Source organism: Enterococcus sp. DIV1444a (assembly GCF_051712125.1).
GTDB classification, from domain to species: Bacteria; Bacillota; Bacilli; order Lactobacillales; family Enterococcaceae; genus Enterococcus; species Enterococcus faecalis.
Map to the genome: position 1 here is coordinate 206,698 of NZ_JBIOOG010000001.1, position 18,164 is coordinate 224,861.

General features: G+C 36.3%; 21 protein-coding genes. All 21 read left to right on the plus strand.

The annotated features are described in order from the left end of the window. Positions 1-31 precede the first annotated feature (31 nt). The 21 genes from IGI87_RS01130 (at position 32) to IGI87_RS01230 (ending at position 18,133) form a co-directional block, all read left to right on the plus strand. Positions 32-355, plus strand: coding sequence for a P27 family phage terminase small subunit (locus tag IGI87_RS01130; RefSeq protein WP_010783987.1), 324 nt, complete (start codon positions 32-34; stop codon positions 353-355). Continuing rightward, positions 348-2,006, plus strand: a complete 1,659-nt coding sequence (locus tag IGI87_RS01135; RefSeq protein WP_010783988.1) for a terminase TerL endonuclease subunit — start codon at positions 348-350, stop codon at positions 2,004-2,006. Before IGI87_RS01130 ends, IGI87_RS01135 begins: the two co-directional genes overlap by 8 nt. A gap of 15 nt (positions 2,007-2,021) precedes the next feature. Next, entirely contained in the window at positions 2,022-3,215 is a 1,194-nt protein-coding gene (locus tag IGI87_RS01140; protein ID WP_438736072.1) for a phage portal protein, read from the plus strand. Further along, positions 3,184-3,846, plus strand: coding sequence for a head maturation protease, ClpP-related (locus tag IGI87_RS01145; RefSeq protein WP_010828492.1), 663 nt, complete (start codon positions 3,184-3,186; stop codon positions 3,844-3,846). The genes IGI87_RS01140 and IGI87_RS01145 overlap by 32 nt, the downstream gene beginning before the upstream one ends. Positions 3,847-3,857: 11 nt before the next feature. Further along, a complete protein-coding gene (locus IGI87_RS01150) occupies positions 3,858-5,054 on the plus strand; it encodes a phage major capsid protein (protein WP_438736074.1) in 1,197 nt (398 codons plus the stop codon). Positions 5,055-5,101: 47 nt separating this feature from the next. Beyond that, positions 5,102-5,413 carry a hypothetical protein gene (locus tag IGI87_RS01155; RefSeq protein ID WP_438736075.1) on the plus strand — a complete coding sequence of 104 codons (312 nt, stop codon included), beginning with the start codon at positions 5,102-5,104 and terminating at the stop codon, positions 5,411-5,413. Beyond that, positions 5,400-5,777 carry a phage head closure protein gene (locus tag IGI87_RS01160; protein WP_105208534.1) on the plus strand — a complete coding sequence of 126 codons (378 nt, stop codon included), beginning with the start codon at positions 5,400-5,402 and terminating at the stop codon, positions 5,775-5,777. The genes IGI87_RS01155 and IGI87_RS01160 overlap by 14 nt, the downstream gene beginning before the upstream one ends. 4 nt (positions 5,778-5,781) lie before the next feature. After that, positions 5,782-6,153: a hypothetical protein gene (locus tag IGI87_RS01165; RefSeq protein WP_198999150.1), complete on the plus strand. Its 372-nt coding sequence runs from the start codon at positions 5,782-5,784 to the stop codon at positions 6,151-6,153. Then, positions 6,137-6,577, plus strand: a complete 441-nt coding sequence (locus IGI87_RS01170) for a hypothetical protein (RefSeq protein ID WP_105208535.1) — start codon at positions 6,137-6,139, stop codon at positions 6,575-6,577. Before IGI87_RS01165 ends, IGI87_RS01170 begins: the two co-directional genes overlap by 17 nt. A 2-nt stretch (positions 6,578-6,579) precedes the next feature. Continuing rightward, positions 6,580-7,155 (plus strand): hypothetical protein, encoded by a 576-nt coding sequence (locus IGI87_RS01175; protein ID WP_010783996.1) that lies wholly within the window; start codon positions 6,580-6,582, stop codon positions 7,153-7,155. Between the two features lie 74 nt (positions 7,156-7,229). After that, a complete protein-coding gene (locus IGI87_RS01180; protein ID WP_105208536.1) occupies positions 7,230-7,487 on the plus strand; it encodes a collagen-like triple helix repeat-containing protein in 258 nt (85 codons plus the stop codon). A 49-nt stretch (positions 7,488-7,536) separates the two neighbouring features. Continuing rightward, on the plus strand, positions 7,537-7,887 hold the full coding sequence (locus tag IGI87_RS01185; protein WP_010783998.1) for a hypothetical protein: 351 nt from the start codon (positions 7,537-7,539) through the stop codon (positions 7,885-7,887). Positions 7,888-8,070: 183 nt separating this feature from the next. Next, on the plus strand, positions 8,071-12,006 hold the full coding sequence (locus tag IGI87_RS01190) for a phage tail tape measure protein (protein WP_438736076.1): 3,936 nt from the start codon (positions 8,071-8,073) through the stop codon (positions 12,004-12,006). Then, positions 12,006-12,731 carry a phage tail protein gene (locus tag IGI87_RS01195; protein ID WP_438736077.1) on the plus strand — a complete coding sequence of 242 codons (726 nt, stop codon included), beginning with the start codon at positions 12,006-12,008 and terminating at the stop codon, positions 12,729-12,731. Before IGI87_RS01190 ends, IGI87_RS01195 begins: the two co-directional genes overlap by 1 nt. Then, positions 12,728-15,538 carry a phage tail tip lysozyme gene (locus IGI87_RS01200; protein ID WP_438736078.1) on the plus strand — a complete coding sequence of 937 codons (2,811 nt, stop codon included), beginning with the start codon at positions 12,728-12,730 and terminating at the stop codon, positions 15,536-15,538. Before IGI87_RS01195 ends, IGI87_RS01200 begins: the two co-directional genes overlap by 4 nt. 16 nt (positions 15,539-15,554) lie before the next feature. Then, positions 15,555-16,463: a phage baseplate upper protein gene (locus IGI87_RS01205; RefSeq protein WP_438736079.1), complete on the plus strand. Its 909-nt coding sequence runs from the start codon at positions 15,555-15,557 to the stop codon at positions 16,461-16,463. Next, the gene (locus IGI87_RS01210; RefSeq protein WP_002414600.1) at positions 16,456-16,773 is read left to right on the plus strand and encodes a hypothetical protein; all 318 of its coding nucleotides are present in this window, start codon (positions 16,456-16,458) and stop codon (positions 16,771-16,773) included. Before IGI87_RS01205 ends, IGI87_RS01210 begins: the two co-directional genes overlap by 8 nt. Then, positions 16,766-17,083 (plus strand): hypothetical protein, encoded by a 318-nt coding sequence (locus IGI87_RS01215; RefSeq protein ID WP_002369975.1) that lies wholly within the window; start codon positions 16,766-16,768, stop codon positions 17,081-17,083. The genes IGI87_RS01210 and IGI87_RS01215 overlap by 8 nt, the downstream gene beginning before the upstream one ends. Beyond that, complete coding sequence (locus IGI87_RS01220) at positions 17,083-17,607, plus strand: hypothetical protein (protein ID WP_438736080.1); 525 nt, start codon at positions 17,083-17,085, stop codon at positions 17,605-17,607. The genes IGI87_RS01215 and IGI87_RS01220 overlap by 1 nt, the downstream gene beginning before the upstream one ends. A gap of 14 nt (positions 17,608-17,621) precedes the next feature. After that, positions 17,622-17,996 (plus strand): hypothetical protein, encoded by a 375-nt coding sequence (locus tag IGI87_RS01225; protein ID WP_002414602.1) that lies wholly within the window; start codon positions 17,622-17,624, stop codon positions 17,994-17,996. Then, entirely contained in the window at positions 17,996-18,133 is a 138-nt protein-coding gene (locus IGI87_RS01230; protein WP_438736081.1) for an XkdX family protein, read from the plus strand. Before IGI87_RS01225 ends, IGI87_RS01230 begins: the two co-directional genes overlap by 1 nt. The last annotated feature ends 31 nt before the right edge of the window (positions 18,134-18,164 follow it).

Consider the following 18,164-nt stretch of genomic DNA (forward strand, 5'->3'; position numbering starts at 1 on the left):
CTCGCGCACACGTGAGAGGGGGTGGTGTCATTTGGCACTAACAAAAGCACAAAAAATTAGGAAAGCAATCAAAACAGATTTGCTCACTAAATTAGAAGAATCAGGTAAAACAGAGAGCTTTTGGGTTGATTTAGTAGAAGATTACTGTTCGTTTTGGGATATCAAAGAATCGCTTATGCAAAATATCCGAAAAAATGGAACAATCGTTCAATACAATAATGGAGGCGGACAGACCGGCTATAAGAAAAATGATGCCGTCGTTGAGGTCAACAAAATCTCAAAACGTATGACGGAAATCTTGAACGCTCTAAAAGTAGATGAACCGAAAGTAGAGGAGGAAGGCGATGATGTCTAATAACCATCCATACATTGAATATTATTTTGATTTAATCCGTTCTGGTGAGCTAAAAGTATGCAAAGAACAACATCAATTAGTAGATTTTGTGCAAAAGGTATTGGCGCGGGAAGATGTTTACCTTGACAAGGAAATGATTGAAAATAGTGTTCGTCTACCAGAGAAGTATTTTCCTTATAAATTATACCCATGGCAAAAATTTTTAAATTGCTTTATTTTTGGATTAAGGTGGAAAAGTTCTCGGAATTTAGTATTTAATCGTTACTTTATATATATGGGGCGAGGTGGCGGAAAAAATGGCTATCTCTCATGGAATAGTTTTTTTATGATGACTAAACAGCATGGCATTTCACATTATGATATCGATATAGTGGCGACGAGTGAAACACAAGCTAAAACTTCTTTCATTGATGTCATTAACGTGCTAGACGAACCAAAAAACTTTAAAAAGTTAGAGAAAGCTTTTTATAGATCAAAGGTTGAAATACAAAATAATACAACAAAGAGCCGCCTACTCTACAATACTTCAAATGCTCGAACGAAAGATGGTAAGCGACCTGGCTGTGTCATATTCGATGAAGAACATGAATATGATAACTACGATGCTATCAAGGTTTTTACTTCTGGTGGCGGGAAAATTAAGGACTATCGAGAATTTCATATCTCGACAGATGGTAATGTTCGAGGCGGTCCACTAGATGACTTAAAGGAACAGTCTCGTATGATATTAAATGGAGAAATCGGTATTGAAGAAAGTACACTATTTCCGTTTATTTGTCGATTAGATTCAGACGATGAAGTTTCTGAGATAGCAAACTGGGAGAAAGCTAATCCTTCCTTGCCTTACAATGAAACACTTATGCAAAAAATGCGTGAAGAATACAATCAATCAAAGGTAAGTGCTGCGATTCGAATGGAATTCATGACCAAACGAATGAACCGTCCGGTAGAAGATACACGGCTAGCTGTGGCAAGCTATGAAGATCGTTTAGCCACAAATCAAAAAGTTCCAGAATCGATGAAAGGTTCTGAAGTGATTGGTGGGGTAGACTTTGCTGACGTTCGAGATTTCTGTTCAGTAGGGGTATTAGGAAAAGCAGATGGTAAGGCTATTTGGCTACAACACACGTTCATTCATTATGCTGCCTTAGAATTGCAAGATATTAATAAAGATATTGTACAAATAGCGTTAGATAATAACTTGGCGGAAATTGTCTATGGAAAATCAATTGATCCAGATAAAATCGTGAAATGGTTTTTAGAACAAGCACAGGATTACTATATCAAAAAGATCTCGATGGATACATACCGAGCGACCATTCTAAAACCGAAACTTGAAGAAGCTGGGTTCGAGGTTGAAATAGTCCGAACAGGTAACTTCACACATAGTAAGTTATCACCGTTAGTCGATGACTTGTTTATTAATCAAAATTTAGTTTTCGGTGATGATGCTCTGATGCGTTGGTATGTTGGTAATGTATACGTAGATTATTTATCAAACGGAAATAAAGAATATAAAAAAATAGATAAAGAGAAGCGTAAAACCGATGGGTTCTACGCTTTTTTACATGCACTCAATTTTTATGACGATTTAGAAGACTATAGCAATGTAGATTTCGAAAATATTGAATTCAAACCGATTGTATTTTAGAAAGGATGTGACATTTTGGGGATTTTCGACTGGTTTAAACGAGGGGATACGCATTTTTCGCTTAGTGACGCGAAGTTGTGCGAGCAACTAAGTGCAGATATCGTTTACAAACGCTTAGCGATTCATTCGTGTATCGATTTAATCGCAAATATCGCTTTAAAAGCAGACTTTAATACTTTTGAAAAAGGCAAAAAAACACGTAAGGATGATTTTTATGCTCTAAATGTGCAACCGAATCAAAATCAAAGTCAAAAGCAATTTTTAAAACGCATTATTTACGAGTTGCTATATAACAATGAATGCTTGGTTTTCCAACTACGTGGACAGTATTTTGTAGCTGATACCTATACAAGAGAAGAGCGTTTGTTTAAAGAAAATTTGTATTCAGGAATTTCTGCAAACGGAATGACATTGCGGGAAACTCTGCAAGAAAAAGATGTGTGGTACTTCAAGTATTACGACGTAAATTTGCGAGCGCTAATCGATTCCGTCTATGAAAGCTATGGAAAATTGCTAATGGCGACCATGAATGTTTATAAGCGCTCCAATGCCAAGCGATATGTAATGAAAGGCGATTTTTTTCGAACACAAACAGATAAACATCAAAAAGCTGTTGATGATATGATAAATCGACAAATGAAACCTTGGTTAGAAGCAGATAATGCGGGGGCGATTTTTCAATTACAAGAAAAATATGAATTGATAGATATGTCTCAGCAAGGTAAAAATAGCGGAAGTGGCCACTCGGTTGATGATATAAAAAAACAAATTGATGGTATCTATGAGTTGGTGGCAAGAACTTTTCATGTTCCGGTAGGACTACTAAAAGGTGATGCAGTAGAGACAGAAGGACAAATAAATCAATTACTGATGTTCGCTGTGATTCCAATTTTAGATATCATAGAAACAGAAATTAATGCAAAACTATACACCAAAGATGAATATCTTGAACGAACCTATTTAAAAATAGATACCTCAAGATTAAAAATTTTGACTATTCAAGATTTAGCAAGTTCCTTAGACAAATTCTTGTCTATTGGTGCTTTTTCTATAGATGATGTTCTAGAATTTATGGGCGGTCAGCCGTTCGAAGAAGAGTGGTCACAACGTAGGTTTATTACGAAAAATTATGCAGATGCAAGAACATGGGGAAAAGAATCGAAGGGAGGTGAGGAGAATGGAGAAAGTGAAGATTCAACCGCAACTTAAAGTGGTGAACAGTTCCTCACCAACAGAAAAAACAACAATGTATCTATATGGCACTATTGGAGGATGGTTTTCGGAGATTGATTCTATTTCTGTTAAAAATCAGTTAAAGAACATTCAATCAAGTGAAATAGACGTTCACATCAATTCTGGGGGCGGAGATGTTTTTGAAAGTATCGCTATTTGTAATTTACTCAAACAGCATAAAGCGAAAATTAATATTTTCATAGATGGTTTGGCAGCCAGCGGAGCTTCAATTATCGCCATGGCAGGGGATACAATTTCAATGCCTAAAAATGCCACGATGATGATCCATAAAGCGTGGACGATTGTTGCTGGAAACGCAGAAGAATTACGCAAAGCGGCAAGCGATATGGATACCATTGATTCAAGTGTCACTGAAAGTTATTTACAACGGTTCAATGGGGAACGTGAACAATTGGATGATATGTTAGCAGAGGAGACATTCCTAACTGCTGAGGAGTGTCTACAATACGGATTCTGTGATGCTTTGGTTGAAGAAGAAAAACAAGAAGATGAAACAAACGAAATTGTTGAAAAACATATTCAGCAACAAAAAAATAAAACAATGAAAATTGCAGCAGCTATGCAGAAAGTAGCTGCACAAATTTAGGAGGAAAGAAAATGGAACGATTAGATAAGCAAAAAAATTCAACTGAAATTGAGAAAAATTTAGTAAACGCAATGAAACAGGAAGATGAACAAGTTCTTGCGAAATCCATGAGAGATTTCGCAGATAGCATTCAACAAAATATTATTCAGGAAGCAAAATCTGTTGCTCAAAATGAAGTGTTAGACAATCAGGCTATGGCTGCTCGAGGACTTAATGTTCTAAGTGCTTCTGAGAATAAATATTATAACGAAGTCATTGCCAATAAAGGTTTTGGCGGAGTTGAACAATTAGTACCACCAACAGTCTTTGAACGTGTCTTTGAGAATTTGACGCAAGCCCATCCGCTGTTAGCCGAAATTAATTTTGTGAATACTACTGCAACAACAGAATGGATTTACAGTAAAGGTGTAAATCCGGCTTGGTGGGGTAAACTTTGTGAGCCGATTAAAGAATTGTTAGACAATGGATTCGAACGAGTACGAACTGGCTTGTTCAAGTTATCAGCTTATATTCCAGTATGTAAAGCGATGTTAGATTTAGGACCGCAATGGTTAGACCGCTACATTCGAACTGTGTTAGCAGAATCAATGTATATCGCATTGGAAGAAGCAATTGTAGCAGGTACTGGGCAAGACCAACCAATTGGGATTATCAAAGACTTAGACACTGTTCAAAATGGTGTTCATGCCGATAAAAAAGCTGAAAGTTTAAAAAATTTAGGACCTAAAACGATTGGCGAAAAAATCATGGTGCCATTAACGAATGTAACGATAAAAAAAGCAGATGGTACAACAACTGTATTAAAACGTGCAGTACAACCAGCAGAAGTAATGTTAATTGTCCACCCTGATGATTACTGGACTACGTTTTTCCCAGCAACAACTTTCTTGAACGCTAATGGCTCATATGTTCGGGATGTGCTGCCTTTGCCATTTAAAGTTATCCAATCAATCTCAATGCCAAAAGGAAAGATGGCTGCTGGAGTTGCAAAAGATTACTTCATGGGAGTGGGTTCAACACAAAAAATTGAAGTATCTGATGAGTACCATTTTGTAGAAGATGAACGTATTTATTTAGCAAAACAATATGCAAATGGGCGCCCGAAGAATAATGAATCTTTCTTGCTATTTGATATTTCTAAAGTACCTTCTGATTTGGCATTTAATGTGAAGCAAAATACGAAAAAAGATGAACAACCTACACCCTGAGAACGCCCAATATGATACGGGCGACAAATACAATAGTGGTGTGAAATATGGATAATCAAGAGATATTGATAAAAGTTAAAGACAACTTAAAAATCAGTTGGGAAGATGATCAGACCAATAGAGAGCTGCTAGACTATATCGAAAGTGCACGAAAGTATCTACTCAATCTATCTGGTGTAGAGCTGACTTTCGCGAGAGGAAGTAGCGAAATAGAGCTTTTGGTTGAACGCGTTCGCTATCGTTATAATAATGCTTTGGATGACTTCGAAAAAAACTTTGCCTCTGAAATTGCCGCATTTATTTTAGATATGGCAGTTCAAAACCATTTGAAAGAGGTGGAATCTTATGGATCGGATTAGGGAAACATTTACAGATGGAGTGATCTATTTTGGACGCTTTAAAGATATTTTAAGTGAAAAGAAAAAAAGAATCGGAAAAGAGTTTGTCGAAGAAGGCAAGCTCTTTTTTCGTTATTTGTCAATTAGAGAGCAAGACTATATCTTAGGTGGGAGCCTAGGTAAACAGTTAGACATTAAACTAAAAACACCCTACCCGGTTTCACTTAAGAAAAAAATGAACCAAAAATTGGCTTTCATGATCGAAGAGGAACAGTACGAAGCAATAAAAATTGATAAAGATAAGAACTTTCTTTATTTTTACCTTGGGAAAGTAGGTGATTCCACTGAACGAAAGAAACAAGCAACGACTGAGAAAACTGAATAAGTATTTGGTAGATAGTTTAGAAGAATTATCTGGACTTCTCGTTTTTGAGGATCAAGTAGGCGAAGATTCATTATCAGAAATCGAAGAAGAAACAGGTGGATATAACTATTTTATTTATGAAACTGGAGGATTTGTTTTAACTTCTGAACAATCACAACTAAACCAAGTCGTATTGTTACGTTTTTACTCTCAAAATAGGGATGATTTAGATGAGTTCTGCTTGGATGTCATTTCAACGTTGGAGAAGGAGCAGAGAAAATTTTATACTTTTCAATATTCTAATAAAACTTCGATACAAGTTGGCAAAGAGGATAATTATGTAGATGAAGTTGAATTTTTCTTTCTAAGGAGACTGAAATATGAGTGCAGCATTTAATACGAGTACCGCGTGGGATGTTGAGTTTGTAGATTTGGATAAGCTTCGGGAAAATATGATGAAAATCCCGGGATCTTCTGAAAAAATCATTAATCAAGTATTACGAACAAAAAGTGCAGAAATGACTGCAAAAACAATTATTTCAGGAATGCCTGTTTCAGATGTAAAGAATCGGATCATGAAGCGTAAACATGCTAAATTCAGTAATTCGCTGAAAATAGACTATATGAATTTAGGATTTAAAGAACGGCCGCAGAAGAGATTCGAATACCTAAAATATCCTGACTTAGGAATAGGAACATCAATTGGAAAAGTTCCACAGGAATTCATGCGTAAAGGGATGGAGAAAGAAGTTCCTGTAATTACTAAAGATCTAAACGAAGCGCTAATAAATGAAATCAATAAAAACATAGGAGGTAACTAGTTATGGCAACAATTTATGAAGAATTTTATCCAGTAAGCATTGCCAATGTGGGAGTTAAATTTAAAAAAGAAAGTTTATCAACGGCATTTGGTTGTACTGGAGTATTAAGCGGTGAGACAGAAATTTCGGAGATCACTGCAAAATGTGGTCGTGTTACAAAGAAAAAAATGAGTAAACCAACAGAAATGAAGGTTAATATTTCTGGGTTTGTAAAACTAGATGTATTACGCCGTTTATTTGGGATGAGTGATAAAGGATTGAAGCCTGGTGTTTACGCTTATGGGGAAGATAGTAGTGGAGAAGAGTTTACATTAACTGCAGATATTAAGGATGATTTTGATGATATTACAAAAATGATTGCTTTTCCTAAAGTAAGTGTATCAACAGGATTTAAATTTACAATTGATACTTCTTCTGACGAAGTAGCAAATGTAGAAATTGAAGCAACAGCCTTACCTGATGAAAATGGTAAATTTTATTATGAAACTTTGTTAGATGAAGATAGTAAAAAAGAATTTATTGAACAATGGCATAAAAACTTTGATTCAGATGTAGTGAAAGAACAAGTGACACCCTAATGCACCCGCTAAATACGACAGCGGGGCCAAATACAATGAAAAACAAAATTATAAATAAAAAAGGATGATAGAGCATGGTGGAATCGGTAAAAGTACAAGCACAAGACGAAATCAAAGCAGAACACCATAATACATTAGTTGATGATGTTACTACTTTAGAAGAAAAAATTAAGTCTATTCCAGAAGGGAAACAAGGTCCTAAAGGTGATCCTGGTGAAAAAGGTGAAACTGGACCACAAGGGCCAGCAGGAAAAGACAGTGAAGTTACTAAAGAAGCATTTGATTCGTTAGTAGCACGGGTAAAATCTTTAGAAGAAGCTAAAACACAATAAACAATAGGACAGCAAAAGCTGTCCTTATTTTTTTAGGAGGAATAGCAAAATGAAAGAAATTACATTAAATGGTGGAGAAATAGTTACAATCAATCCCAATGTTAATATGCTAACTATGTTCCAATTCGAAAAGGAGACAGGTTATTCGTTGAAGAACGTCATTAAGTCTATGATGGGAAGCCAGGGTAAAGAGTTAGAACTAGATGAAACAGATATGTTTAACGCTTTATATCTTGCGTACAAAACAGCAAACCCAGATGGAATGACCTATGACGAATTAGCAGAAAAGTACATTTTTGATTTTGTTGAGTTAGCAGAAGTGTTTACCTCTGTTATCCAAAAAGAAGAAAAAAGTAATTTTTCAAAAGGGTTCAAAAATAAAACAACGAAAAAAAAGTAAGCCAGTCAATTCCAACAATCCATATTCATACGGTTGAAGATTTATACAGTTATTATGTAGTTCTTTGCGATATTAACGAACATGATGTAATTCATTTGCCCCTTGGCTCTGTTCATAGTATAGCGATGAATAAAGTTGCTTATGAGCAATGGAAAACTTCAGAAGAGGAAAGGAGGAGCAAGCGTGGCTAGAAATAAGAATGAAACAACGGTAACTTTTAAGGTATTTAATAAAGAATTCAAGTCCGGGATTAAAGAAATGGAGAACTCTGCAAAGAGTTTACGGCAAGAATTAAAGCTAGAACAAGAACAGTTGAAAATGACAGGTTCAGAAAGTCAAAAGCATGCCTCAACATTATCTAATCTGGAAAAGCAATATGATTTAGCAAAACAAAAAACAGAAGCAACAAGAAAAGCTTTATCAGAAAGCAAAACTCTATTTGGTGAAAATTCAGATGCTGTAAAACAAATGGAAAAACAGCTTCGATCAGCAGAAATATCTGAGCAACAAATTGCAAATAAAATACAATTAACTTCTCAAAAATTAGAAGAAGCAAAAAGCAAAGAATCAGATCGAGCACAGCAATTAAATAAATTAAAAGGAAGCCAAGAAACACTGGTCTCTTCTTCTGAAAAACTGCGTAAAGAGTATGAATTACAGGTAGCTGAATTAGGAAATAATGCCAAAGAATCAGACAAAGCAAAAGTCAAACAAGAGTACTTGGCAAAAGCTATGCAAAATAGTAAAGAACAAGTAGCAAACCTAGAGGAACAGTTAAAACTTTCTAAAGCTCAGTTTGGAGATAATTCTACCGAAGTAGACAAATTAGAGAAAGAATTGTTGGAAGCCAAAAAAGCCAGTGTGGAATTTACTAACGAATACGCGAAAGCCACAGATAAAGTTGGTCAGTTTAGTGAAAAAGCAAAGAATGTTGGTAGCTCGGTTTCAAACATAGGAAAAAAGTGGACAATGGGTGTTACAGCACCTATTGTGGCTGGCGTTGGATTTTCTGTTAAAGCAGCTTCCGATTTTGAATCAGCGTTTGCTGGTGTTAAAAAAACAGTAGACGAAGCAACTGATGCGAATGGGAAAGTGACAATCTCTTATAATGATTTAGAAAAAGGCATTCGTGATATGTCTAAAACATTGCCTGCAAGCGCTGCACAAATAAGTGAAGTGGCAGAAAATGCAGGTCAATTAGGTATTAAGACAGAAAATGTACTAAGCTTTACTCGCACGATGATTGATCTAGGTGAATCAACTAATATGAGTGCAGATGAAGCTGCAACTGCATTAGCACGTTTAGCTAATATTACAGGAATGCCACAAACGGAGTTTGATAAGTTAGGTGCTGTAATTGTTGATTTGGGTAATAACTTTGCAACAACTGAATCAGAAATTACAGAAATGGGATTGCGCCTTGCAGGGGCTGGCCACCAGGTTGGAATGAGCGAGGCTCAAATTATGAGCTTTGCGGCAGCTTTGAGCTCCGTAGGTATTGAAGCTGAGGCAGGCGGTTCCGCATTTTCAAAAGTTATGGTTGAAATGCAATTAGCTGTCGAGAATGGAGCTAATGCGTTTTCCGGTTTAGAAAGCTTAAGCCAACAGACTGGAGTATCTATGGAACAGGTTTCTAACGCTGTTAGAAACGGTGGGAAAGAGCTAAAAAATACTGCTGGAGCAATGGGATTGACTAGCAAAGAGTTAAAAACAATGCATAAAGAAGCTACCGATGCATCAGGTAAATTAAATGATTTTGCCGAAGTCGCAGGAATGTCTGCTGAACAATTTTCTAAAGCTTTCAAGGAGGATGCTTCAGGAGCCATTATCAAATTTATTGAAGGGTTAGGAAAAGCAGAAGAAAATGGGCAATCAGCAATTGCTGTTTTAGATGATATGGGAATAACAGAAGTACGCCTTCGTGATAGTTTACTTCGCGCAGCTGGTGCAAGTGATGTATTTAAAAGTGCTATCGACCGAGGGAATAATGCGTGGGGAGAAAACACAGCATTAACAGAAGAAGCTTCAAAACGTTATGAAACTTTCGAATCCAAGGTGAAAATTTTAAAAAATAAAGTAAATGATTTAGCAATCGAGTTCGGTGGTCCATTTATGGATGCACTAACGGATGCATTAGATGCTTTACAACCAGTTCTAAATGTCTTAAGTGATTTGGCTAAATCATTTTCAAATGCAAGCCCTGAAATGAAAAGATTCATTATGTCGATTATCACAATAGTGGCTGTTTTGGGTCCAGTATTGATTATTATTGGAAAGATAGCGACGGCGATAGGAGCTATAGTTGGATTATTTGCTGAAGGAGGGGCTTTGGCAGGCGTAGCAACATGGATAGGAAGTACTCTATTGCCAGCTCTAGGAACCATAGTGAGTGCGGTTGTAGGATGGCCATTAGTCATTGGAGCAGCAATCGCTGCTGTCGCATTTCTTATTTATAAATATTGGGATGAAATAAAAGAATTTTTTGCAGGTCTTGGACAATGGTTTCATAAATTCTGGGATGGACTGTCTCAATACTTTTCAGAAACATGGGAAAACATTTCAAAGTCTTCATCAGAAGTATGGGAGAAAATGACATCCTCAATACAATCTACATGGAATGGAATCAAGATGTGGTTCTCTGATACATGGGACAATATTTCAAAAGGTGCACAAGAAGGCTGGAAGAATATCACTGAAGGGATTAGTAATATTTGGCAATCTTTCACAAAAAAAATAGCAGATACTCTTACAAACATAGGAAAATGGTTTTCTGAAAAATGGCAATCTATTAAAGAAGGCGCGGTGAACGGCTGGAATAACTTAGTTGAAGCAGTGAGCCCCATTGTTGAGTTCTTAGGTAGAGTAATTATGGTTCCTATCTCTTTAGTACAGGCAACCTTAGAATTTATATGGGGTTGGATTAAAGTTGGAGCTATTTTAGCATGGGAAGGGATCAAAAAAGCAGCAGAAGTTTCATGGAATTTCATTAAAGATAAGATAATTTCTCCAATTCAGGAAGCGTATGATTGGTTAGTTGGAAAATTCACAGAACTTGGCTTATGGCTAAGCAATAAATGGACAGAGTTTACTACACTAGCAACTACTTTTTGGGAAAGTATAAAACAAGCGATTCTCACACCGATAGGAGCTGCCTACGATTGGGTTATGATGAAGTTTTCCGAGCTAGGATTATGGTTAGGAGAGAAGTGGAATGAAATACTACAAATTGCAAGTAACCTTTGGCAAGGGGTAAAAGACAATATATTTCAACCAATGTCTGATGCAAAGGATGGGGTAGTTAATAAGGCAAGTGAAATATGGTCTGGACTGACTGATTGGTTTGGAAGGACAAAAGATACTGCAGGAGAAAAATGGCAAGGAATTAAAGAGACAATGTCTGATAAATTTACTTCTGCTAAAAACGGAATCACTGAAACAGCTTCAAATATATGGTCTTCTGTTTCAGACACATTTGGGCGAGTAGTGTCAACGGTTGCTGAAAAATTTGAAGCGGTCAAAGAATTTATTATGGGTCCAATACGAACAGCTAAAGATTTTGTTGGACAAATGGTCGATGAAATTTTAGGGTTTTTTAGTCGGATAAAACTACCACACTTTTCAGTAAACTTCGAAGATAAAAAAATTTTTGGAAAAAGTGTATCTGTACCTAAATTTAATATTGATTGGCGTGCCAAAGGTGGAATTTTTAATACACCGACAATATTTGGAGAACATGGTGGGAGACTACAAGGTATAGGTGAAGCAGGAAGAGAAGCAGCGCTTCCTTTGAACAAAAATACACTAGGAATGATTGGGCAAGAAATTATGCAGTCTTTAAGTCATAAAGATATTACAGCGCCCTTGTTAGAAGGTTTAGTCGAAGCAGCACGAATAAAGATGTCACAGTCGAATCAAGTAAATAGTTCTCAACGGCAGATGACTGAAATGATGAATCAATTTATGGAATTGTTGGCCTCGAATACGAGATCAGGAGAAGTTCATCAAACAGTTAATGTGGGATCTTTAAACACGAACAGTATGTCTGAATATGATCATTTTAATAGAAAAATGAAAACTGCTGCAGAATTAGCAAATGCAGGACTGAGAGGTGTATTCTGATGGCGGAAGATTATTGGCATAGCTGTTCATGCCCGTGGTTTGTTTTCAGAAATATTCATTCTTATAAAGATATGGATTGCTTTATAAATGAAGAGCTTTCAGAGATAACAGCCCCAAAGGTAATTGACTCGATTAAAGTTTTAGGAAAAAGTGGGAAATTGCATAGAAGTTTCGGAGACTACGATTCATTTGATTATCCAATAGAGATGCAATTAGTTGAATTTGACCGTTTAGAAGATGTAAAACGATGGTTAAGCGGTAGCGGTAAATTAATTCTACACACAGATCCTGATAAGTATAGGGAAGCCATTGTAACTTTTAATGGCCAGCCTAGACCGTACACAAATGAAATGGGCGCTTTTTGGCGATTTACAGTTAATTTTGAATGTCAACCGTTTAAACGTACATTAAGAGAATACTTTGTTTCATTGCAAAATGGAGTAAATATTATTGAAGACCCTGGGACAGAAATTGCCAGACCTTTATTTGAAGTAGAATCAAATGGAAATGAACTTAAAATAGAAACAAACGGAGCGCTCTTCACAGTGAAGAATCCAAAAAAAGATGGAGTAATCACGATAGATAGTGAAAAAAGATTGGCTATACAAAACAGAAGCTTTTTGAAAACTTATGGAGAATTACCAACTCTTAATCCAGGAAAGAATATTTTGAAAATACAAGGAGTAAAAACAATTCGTATGATGAATAGGAGTGTATGGATATGAGCGAAAAAATAAATGACATCAAACTATATGACAAAGATGAAATTGATTTTGATCATAACGGATTGTTTTTACCTGATTTTGAAGATGAACCTATTATAAACAGAGTTATAAATGGCAGATTCGTTTTAACCGGGGTTTATAGCTTGAGTGGGCAACATTCAGAAAAATTGGCTGTAGGTTCAATCCTTAAAGCTTACACTCCAAACAAAACATGGCAACTATTCAGAATAAATAAAATTAACGAGAAAACCTTAACCACAATTAGTTTCACAGCAAATCATATTTCGTTTGATACAAATCGTAATTTTATTGAATATATGTTTGCTGATCGATTAGGCGCTGATGAAATTATGAATAAAATTCAAAACTCATTAGCATTTAAGCAACCATTTCATTATTTTGCCGATTTCGAAGAGGTACATCAATTCACTATTAAAGAAAACTACCCAATGGATGCGCTAATAGGTAGCAATAACCAAGCACAGAACTTAGTTGGGGTAGCAAATGCAGAATTAGATGTTGATAATTTTGAAATCAAATTAACAAAACGATTAGGGCAAGACAGAGGTTTTGCAATAGACTTTGGATTAAATTTAGATAGCATTGTTGAAACTACTTCTGGAGAGCAATGTCCTAATAGTTTATATCTAATAGGTGCTGTACCTGATGGAGACTATGATTCAGAAAAAAATCCAATTATTTTAAAGTATGTTCAGCCAAAAGGATTTGTTGTAACTGATAGTAATCGAGTTATTGGGAAGTATACAAATTCTGAATGTAAATCTAAAGAGGAATTGAAAAAATGGGCGGAAAATGAACTGTTCGGTAAAAAGAAAATTCATTTACCGAAAGTAAGTCATCAAGTATCAATTATAGATTTAGCTTCTACTGACGAATATGCTGAATACAAAGATCTCTTTGAACTGCAACTAGGAGACTCAGTACATGGAAAGCTTCAAAAACAAGATATTACGTTAGAAGAGCGAATGATTGAATATAACTGGTACCCAAGAATTGGCGCTTATAAAGATATGGTTCTTGGAAATGATTTAGGTTTTTACACTAGCACCGTTCAGCAAGCAGTTGAAGCAACATTAAAAAAAGTTGAGGAAGTACAAGAAACTGCTTATGAAAATTTACTGAACGCTTCAAAAGTGATTACAGGTAATGATGGAGGATATGTTGTACATTGGCCTAAAAACAGACCTTCAGACATTCTTATTATGGATACTCCAGATATTAAGACTGCAAAAAGAGTGTTAAGAATGAATAAGTCAGGTATTGGTTTTAGCAAGAATGGATGGAATCCTCAAAAATTTGAGACCGCTTGGACAATAGATGGAGTATTTAATGCAAACTTTATAGGGGCTGGGAAAATTAGAGCAGACATTTTTGAAACATCATTCAATGCTTATGGAGATATTTTGAGGCTTGCAAGTGGCGCTTTACAAGCATGGAACGGTAAAACTAAAATAATGGAATTGACTAAAAAAGGGATGGAATTTTGGAATGGTAATAGTCATGTTGGCACAATGGGAACAAAAGGAAATCCTTTTCCTGAATTAAACGATGTTAACGGAAATCCAGTCGTTACAGATGGCAAAGCATTGTTACTAGTTGGTGATAGTTCCTATAACACAATCGGATTATCAAACGAAAAAAGTACAGGACTTGTCTTATCTGGTAAAAATCAGTTTCATTTGGGAAATCATTTTTATTTTATCGGTAAAGGCGGTACTCCTTCAACGATATATGCAGATAAAATGTTTTTACAAGGTAAAGAAGTTATCCCTGGTCAAAATGGCGGTGGCGGTTCTGGAGCTGGTACAGGTGGTTATCCATCCGAAGTTACAAGTGATGCAGATAAATTTGCTTGGGACTTATGGAGTTACCTTTTAGCTAACGGATACAGCAAAGCAGCTGCTGCAGGTATCCTCGGAAATGTACAAGGAGAAGTTGGTCCTAATATGAATCCAGATACAGAACAAAACAGCGGTCCTGGTTATGGGTGGGTTCAATGGGATGGTTCAGCGTATCCATTGGTAGGCGCACCAACTTGGAATGGACGAGAATACGTACAACGCTTAATTGCTGCTGCTGGTATCAAACAAGACTATAGGACTTCATTAGCTCAAGCCCAATTAATTAATTGGTGTATGTTCAATGGCCAATGGTTAGGACAAGTAAGTCCATTATCAGTTGATGAATTTAAAGTTGTTATCTCGCCTAAAACCGCTGCTTATGCGTTTGAATTAAACTTTGAACGACCAGCGGCAGCTCATCCTGAAAGACAAACCTATGCGCAAACGTGGTATGACAAATTTAAAGATTTGAAAGCTTCAACTGCGACAGGAAAAGCTGGGATAGAGCATTTAGAGACCTTAATGGGGAAATGGTTAGGTAATGGCCAATGTTACGCAGTTCCAGCCGAATATTCTGGTTTTATGGGTGGCTGTGGTTTAGGTGCAGGTACAATTTATGGATTGTCACATGTAATTGGTGATACATCATCTGCTGCAGATATTGGCGAAGCGTATGATTGGAATGCGGTTGGTTGGAAAGTGATTTCAAATCCTACGTATAAAGATTTAGTCGTGGGAGCTATCGTCAATATTAGACGAAGTGGACAATGGGGAACTGGTTGGACAGTAGACCCCGCATATGGTCACACAGGCGTGATTTATGGCTTAGAGAACGGACGTATCCAAACCATAGAACAAAATGCCGAGCAAGGTCAAATTGTCGCAAAATATGACCGATTATATTTTGCTAATTCGATTCAATCAATTGTTATACCACCAAAATAACGAAAGGAGCAAACAAATGGTTAAATGGCAAGCGACACTAAGCACCACGGAACCTTATAATTACATTGGTATACAAAATGTACGGCAAGGGAACCGAAATACCGAAGTTTTAGAAGCTATATTAGTTGAAAATGCTTTGCCACTTGATTTAACAGGTTGCGAAGTATTTTTTGAATCAGTTATTGATAATAAATATCCGATTCAACGAGCAGCAAAAATTGTGAATGCCAAAAAAGGGATTATCCAGTATACCTTTGATGAATATTCTATGCAGTCATTGCACAGACAGGAAGCATACTTCAGTATTCATAAAGGCGACAATCTAATTGGCTCAACGCAGAACTTTTCTTACTTTGTTGTGAATGCTGCTTCTAAAACAGAAGGTGAAATGGGTTCGTATTGGCAGTCAATCGAGGATCTGATAGCTGATATGACCGCTTTTATCAATGAAAATAAAGGCGACTTCACAGCATGGATGAACGCTAGAAAAGAAGAGTTTGAAAAGTGGCGCAAAAATCAACAAGATACATTCGAAGCTTGGCGGAACGGCCAAGAAAAAGATTATCTAAAATGGTTCGAATCAATCAAAGATATTTTAAAAACTGTTGATCCAGGCGGAACAATGCTAGCCGAATTAATGGATGCACGTGTAGACATACAAGGAGTGCGCCATAATTCAATTTCTGAACGTTTATTGGCTGATATGGATTATTTGTATCAGAGATTAGAAGAACGGCTATACACCATCAAATTCGGCAATGTAAACACGTTAGAAATTTTAGAGGATGATTCATTTTCTAAGAATCATGAAGCAGAAGTTGTCGGAACAGTCAATTTTCCAATAGAAGAAGGGGCGTTAATCATAGCGACAGTTGATGATCCAAAACAAAATGTTTTTACGATTGAAGGTGTAAATAATGGTTGATGCTAAAAGAATGATGGAAACTGATGAAAATGGTATTAAACGTCAGTTTTTTCCTATTACACATTTTTCAGCAATCCTTGGTTTATCAGAGATAATGAGCGGACAGGCAAAAGTTTTATCTGTTAACGGAAAAACTGGAGCAGTTATTATTACGCGTGCAGACTTAGATTTACCTAACGATGGGATTATGATTTCTCAAGAAGAATATGAAAAATTCAAACTAATTTTAGCCGATTATGAAGCTGGAAAACTAGGTGGTTCTGGTGTTGAGTTTGAAAAAGTAAAAGGAGATGAAGAATTAAATGCCTGATTTATACGTAGTGAAAAAAGATGGCGTAGCTATTGACGTACAGACTAGTACAGCTGGCGTTGTTGGATTGAATGAATTTGTAGATGGAAAGATTAGTGGTACTGGAGCAGGGACTGTTTCGTCTGTAAATGGTCATACAGGTGAAGTTGTTTTAACTGCTTCAGATGTAAAAGCGTTGCCTGACACAACCATCATTCCAACACTTCCTGGCAATGCTACTGCTGAAAAAGATGGTTTAATGTCTAAAATGGATAAAGAAAAACTGGATGCATTACCAGTTTTTACATTTGAAAAGGTAGGTGACGCATAATGGCAGATATCGTTCAGTTAAAAGAAAATGGTAATGCTAAATATATGAAAACACACGTTGATGGGTTGGATGGAATTGACGGAAAACTTGTTAAAGCGACTGGAAATGAAACAATTTTAGGAACAAAGAATTTTCAAGATGGTTTACAATTTAAAGGATTAACCGTCCAAGCTGGCATGATTGAGCGTGCGATAACAATGGCTGATAGAAGTGATACAACAAATATCACAGATGTAAACGGAAAATTGACTCGAATTGGAAATATAGTGTTTCTAACATTTAACTTTAAATGTGATACTTGGCCAAGCGGAACAGAGACACGTTGGATCATTAACATTCCGAAAGGTTACAAACGTGATCAAGGGTATCCTGCGCAAACAGCACTTTCGCTTGTTAGAAACGCAAATCAACCAGCCGATGCCCGTGCTTATATTGATCAATCAAGTGTTGTGCAAGTAAAGTCTGGTAACGGAAGTTCTTACGTGTCAGGAATGTGGATAACACCAGATGCGTGGCCAGTATAAGGAGGAAATTGCAAATGAAAGTAATATACAAAGTATTATATCCAATGGGGTTTGAAAAACACGAAGTGGAGGATAATTTTCCAACGTCTTTACCTTTTGTAGAGATTGAACCGCTTGGAGGTTTGGGCAATGAACAGTCACAATTCTTTAATTTTTCAGAACAAAAATGGGAAGAAGCAGTCACGCAAGATTATTCTAAAAAATTAAACTTATTAGAAAATCTTGCGAATAGCTTAGAAGTTTCAAATAGCGAGTTAAAACAAGCAAATGAAAAACTAACTGCTAAAGCAGAATCGCTTGCACAAATCAATTCTAAGACTATGCTTACGTCGCTTCAAAATACTAAAGAAATTGATGCGATTAAAGAGCAAATCGGAGGTGCAAAATAATGTATTCATACGATGACATCAAGCTAATGTATGACTGGGGCCTGTTTACTCCAGATCAGGTTGCAGAATTTGTGCCTAGTTGTATTACAGAAGATGAATTTACTAAAATGACAGGTGAACCGTTTAGCAAAAGCTAAGCGGTTTTATTGTGAGTAGAAAGTAGGTGCA

Bases quoted from the DNA above. Each gene is read 5' to 3' on its own strand.
- IGI87_RS01215 (WP_002369975.1), top strand. From the start codon at position 16,766: ATGCCTGATTTATACGTAGTGAAAAAAGATGGCGTAGCTATTGACGTA.
- IGI87_RS01200 (WP_438736078.1), top strand. From the start codon at position 12,728: ATGAGCGAAAAAATAAATGACATCAAACTATATGACAAAGATGAAATT.
- IGI87_RS01160 (WP_105208534.1), top strand. From the start codon at position 5,400: ATGGATCGGATTAGGGAAACATTTACAGATGGAGTGATCTATTTTGGA.
- IGI87_RS01155 (WP_438736075.1), top strand. From the start codon at position 5,102: ATGGATAATCAAGAGATATTGATAAAAGTTAAAGACAACTTAAAAATC.
- IGI87_RS01150 (WP_438736074.1), top strand. From the start codon at position 3,858: ATGGAACGATTAGATAAGCAAAAAAATTCAACTGAAATTGAGAAAAAT.
- IGI87_RS01230 (WP_438736081.1), top strand. From the start codon at position 17,996: ATGTATTCATACGATGACATCAAGCTAATGTATGACTGGGGCCTGTTT.
- IGI87_RS01175 (WP_010783996.1), top strand. From the start codon at position 6,580: ATGGCAACAATTTATGAAGAATTTTATCCAGTAAGCATTGCCAATGTG.
- IGI87_RS01145 (WP_010828492.1), top strand. From the start codon at position 3,184: ATGGAGAAAGTGAAGATTCAACCGCAACTTAAAGTGGTGAACAGTTCC.
- IGI87_RS01210 (WP_002414600.1), top strand. From the start codon at position 16,456: ATGGTTGATGCTAAAAGAATGATGGAAACTGATGAAAATGGTATTAAA.
- IGI87_RS01180 (WP_105208536.1), top strand. From the start codon at position 7,230: ATGGTGGAATCGGTAAAAGTACAAGCACAAGACGAAATCAAAGCAGAA.
- IGI87_RS01225 (WP_002414602.1), top strand. From the start codon at position 17,622: ATGAAAGTAATATACAAAGTATTATATCCAATGGGGTTTGAAAAACAC.
- IGI87_RS01195 (WP_438736077.1), top strand. From the start codon at position 12,006: ATGGCGGAAGATTATTGGCATAGCTGTTCATGCCCGTGGTTTGTTTTC.
- IGI87_RS01205 (WP_438736079.1), top strand. From the start codon at position 15,555: ATGGTTAAATGGCAAGCGACACTAAGCACCACGGAACCTTATAATTAC.
- IGI87_RS01135 (WP_010783988.1), top strand. From the start codon at position 348: ATGTCTAATAACCATCCATACATTGAATATTATTTTGATTTAATCCGT.
- IGI87_RS01170 (WP_105208535.1), top strand. From the start codon at position 6,137: ATGAGTGCAGCATTTAATACGAGTACCGCGTGGGATGTTGAGTTTGTA.
- IGI87_RS01185 (WP_010783998.1), top strand. From the start codon at position 7,537: ATGAAAGAAATTACATTAAATGGTGGAGAAATAGTTACAATCAATCCC.
- IGI87_RS01220 (WP_438736080.1), top strand. From the start codon at position 17,083: ATGGCAGATATCGTTCAGTTAAAAGAAAATGGTAATGCTAAATATATG.